Below are 3,594 nucleotides of genomic sequence, written 5' to 3'. Positions count from 1 at the left end.
CCCACACCTCAAACGTCGACGCGTCAAAAGCATGCGGCGCATGCATCAGCACCCGGTCACCCTCACCCACCGACCAACCCTCATCCAGCACCAACCCCGCCACACCCCCATGCGTGGCCACAATCCCCTTCGGCTCACCCGTCGACCCCGACGTGAACATCACATACACCGCAGAACCCGCCGACACCCCCACCGACCCCACAGCCGAACCCGCATGCGTGCCCGACACCACCTCGGCCACCACCACCGGATCGTCCCACACCACACACAACCCCTCCCACCCCGACACCAGCCCCACCAGATCCCGCGTACACAACACCACCTCCGGCACCGCCCCAGACAAAATCCGCCGCACCCGCTCCCCCGGATACGACGGATCCACCGGCACATACGCAGCCCCCGCCCTCACCACCCCCAACAGCACAGCGACCAGCTCCGCCGAACGATCCATCACCACACCCACCCGGCACTCCACACCCACACCCCGGCCCACCAGCCACCGCGCCACCCGCTCCGCACGCGCCTCCAGCTCCGCGTACGTCAACGTCGCGTCCGGACCAACCACCGCCACCGCATCCGGCGTCCGCGCCACCTGCGCCGCGAACAACTCCGGCAGCGTACGGACCGGCAATGGCCGGGCGGTGTCATTCCACCCCGCCACCACCGCGTGCTCCTCCACCCCATCCAGCACATCCACCCGACTCACCGTGAGGCCCGGGTCCGCGGCCACCTGCTCCAGCACCCGGGCGAGCCGGGACGTGAGGGTCCGAGCGGTCCTCTCGTCGAACAGGTCGGTGGCGTACAGGAGGTCGCCGACGATGCCGTCCGGATCGCCATGCGCATCGCGGCGCTCGGCCACCGTCAGGGAGAGGTCGAAGCGGGCGCCGGTGCTGTCCTCGGTGGGCATCGGCCGCACGTCGAGCTCCGGCAGGTCCCAGGAGCCACCCTCCTGGGGAAGGTTCTGGAGGACCAGCATGATCTGGAACAGCGGGTGCCGGGACAGCGAGCGCACCGGGTTGAGGTCGTCCACGAGCCGCTCGAAGGGCACGTCCTGATGGGCGTAGGCCGCCAGGTCGGTCTCCCGCACCCGCGCCAGCAGCTCCGCGAACGTCGGATCGCCGCTCACATCGGTGCGCAGCACCAGGGTGTTCAGGAAGAACCCGGCGAGATCGTCGAGGGCGCTGTCCCCGCGGCCGGCGGTCGCGGTGCCGAGGGGAATGTCGGTGCCCGCGCCGAGCCGGGCCAGCAGCATCGCCAGCGCCGCCTGCATCACCATGAACATGGTCGCCGACTCCCGCTGGGCGACGTCGGCCAGCCTGGCGTGGGACGTGCGGTCGACCTCCATACGGACCGAGGCTCCCCGGTACGACGAGACCGCGGGCCGGGTGCGGTCGGTGGGCAGGACCAGCTCCTGGGGCGCGTCGGCCAGGGCCTGGCGCCAGTAGCCGACCTGGGCGCTGATCAGGCTGTCCGGGTGGTCCAGGTCGCCCAGCACCTCCCGCTGCCACAGCGCGTAGTCCGCGTACTGCACCGGCAGCGGCACCCAGTCCGGCTCCGTGCCCCGCAGCCTGGCCTCGAACGCCGTGCGCACGTCGCGGGCCAGCACGCCCATGGACCAGCCGTCCACCGCGATGTGATGCGCCACCAGCACCAGCACGGACTCGGTGGCCGACACGACCAGCAACTCCGTCCGCCACGGAAGGTCACGCGTCAGGTCGAAGCTCCGGCGCGCAACGTCGGCCACGGCCGAGGTCAACTCGTCGCGGGTGACGTTCCGGACGTGCAGCGGGGTCCGCCCGGCGGCGCCGTGGAGGACCTCCTGCCGGGGCACGCCGTCGGTCCCGGGGAAGACGGTACGCAACGTCTCATGCCGGTCGGCCACATCGTGCAGTGCCGCCTGGAGCACGGCGGTGTCCAGCGCGCCGGCGAGGTGGAGGGCCAGCGGCACGCTGTAACCCGCGCCGGCGCCGGCCTCCTCCATCCGGTTCAGGACCCACATGCGCTGCTGCCCGAAGGACAGCGGCAGCACCTCGGGCCGCTCCCGGACGACCACCCCGGCCCGGACCCGGGCGCCTCGGCCGCCCTCCACCAGACGGGCGATGCCCTCGACCGTCGGTGTCGCGAACAGCTCCCTGATGCTGATCTCGGCATCCAGAGTGGAGCGGATGGCGGCGATCAGCCGCATCGCGAGCAGCGAGTCGCCGCCGAGCTCGAAGAACGAGCCGTCGGCGCCCACCCGCTTCAGCCCCAGGACATCGGCGTACAGCCCGCACAGGACCTCTTCCACCGGGGTGGTCGGCGCCCGGCCCGCTTCGCCGCCGAGGCCGGGGTCGGGCAGCGCGGCCCGGTCCAGCTTGCCGTTGGCGGTCGTCGGAAGAGCGTCGAGCGTCACGACGGCGGCCGGGACCATGTAGTCCGGCAGGGTGCGGGCGGCGAACGCGCGCAGCGCCTCGCCGTCGGTGCCTCCGCCTGCCGGAACGCCTGCCGGGACACCTGCCGGAACGCCTGCCGGGACGCCTGCCGGAACGCCTGCCGGAACGACGTAGGCAATCAGACGCTTCACACCCGGCTGGTCCTCGCGGACGACGACCGCGACCTGACCGACGCTCTCGTGCGCCGCCAGCACCGCCTCGATCTCCCCGAGCTCGATCCGGAACCCCCGCACCTTTACCTGGTTGTCCGCACGGCCCGCGAACACCAGCTCTCCCCCGGCGGTCCACCGTGCCAGATCCCCCGTGCGGTACATCCGTTCACCGGCCTCCGCGTACGGGCAGGCGACAAACCGCTCCGCCGTCAGCTCCGCACGCCCCGCATACCCGCGCGCCAGACCGGCCCCGGCCACATACAGTTCACCGGTGACTCCCGGCGCCACCGGGCGCAGGAACTCGTCCAGGACGTACGTCCGCGTGTTCCACACCGGGCCGCCGATCGGCACGGTCGTCCGCTCCGGCGCGTCGGTCAGCGCGGCGGACATCGTCGCGCAGATCGTCGTCTCGGTGGGCCCGTAGGCGTTGATCAGGTCCAGCCGGGGGGACCAGGCGGTCACCAGGGACGGCGGGCAGGCCTCGCCCGCGACGACGACCGTCCCGACGCAATCGGGCAAACTCGTGGCGCCGGCGAGCACCGACGGCGGCAGGGTCGCATGGGTAATCCCGTAGTCGCCGAGAAGGTCCTCCAGGGGCCCGTGCGGCGGCATCCGGTCGGCGGGCGCGGTGACGAGGGCCGCCCCGGAGGCCAATGCCATGACCAGTTCCCACACCGAGGCGTCGAAGCCGAGCGCCGCGAACTGGAGCACCCGCGATCCGGGGCCCACCCCGAACCGGTCGATCTGGGCGCCCGACAGGCCGGCGAGACCGGCATGGGTGACGACCACTCCCTTGGGAGTGCCGGTCGACCCGGAGGTGTAGATCACGTACGCCGGATGGGCGGGACGCAGCGCGACGGCCGGCGCGACGGCCGGGCACGCCGCGACCTCCGCCACCGTCGTGGGGTCGTCCCACACCACCCGCTCGACGCCGGCGGCGAGCAGCCCGGCGGTCCCGCCGGTGCCATCGGTGCCGCCGGTGCCAACGGTGCCGCCGATGCCATCGGTCC

At 72.6% G+C, this 3,594-nt stretch carries 1 protein-coding gene; it reads right to left on the bottom strand.

Annotated features, from left to right (window positions below; translation table 11 throughout):
• Positions 1 to 3,594, bottom strand: a 3,594-nt coding sequence (locus ABZU99_RS34630; protein WP_356228164.1) for an amino acid adenylation domain-containing protein, incomplete at both ends; no start/stop codon positions are given.

Origin of the sequence: Streptomyces sp. NPDC005266 (genome assembly GCF_040607655.1) — a bacterium.
GTDB lineage: Bacteria > Actinomycetota > Actinomycetes > Streptomycetales > Streptomycetaceae > Streptomyces.
The sequence above is the reverse complement of the archived record's forward strand: the minus strand, read 5'-3'. Positions and strand labels throughout refer to the sequence as shown.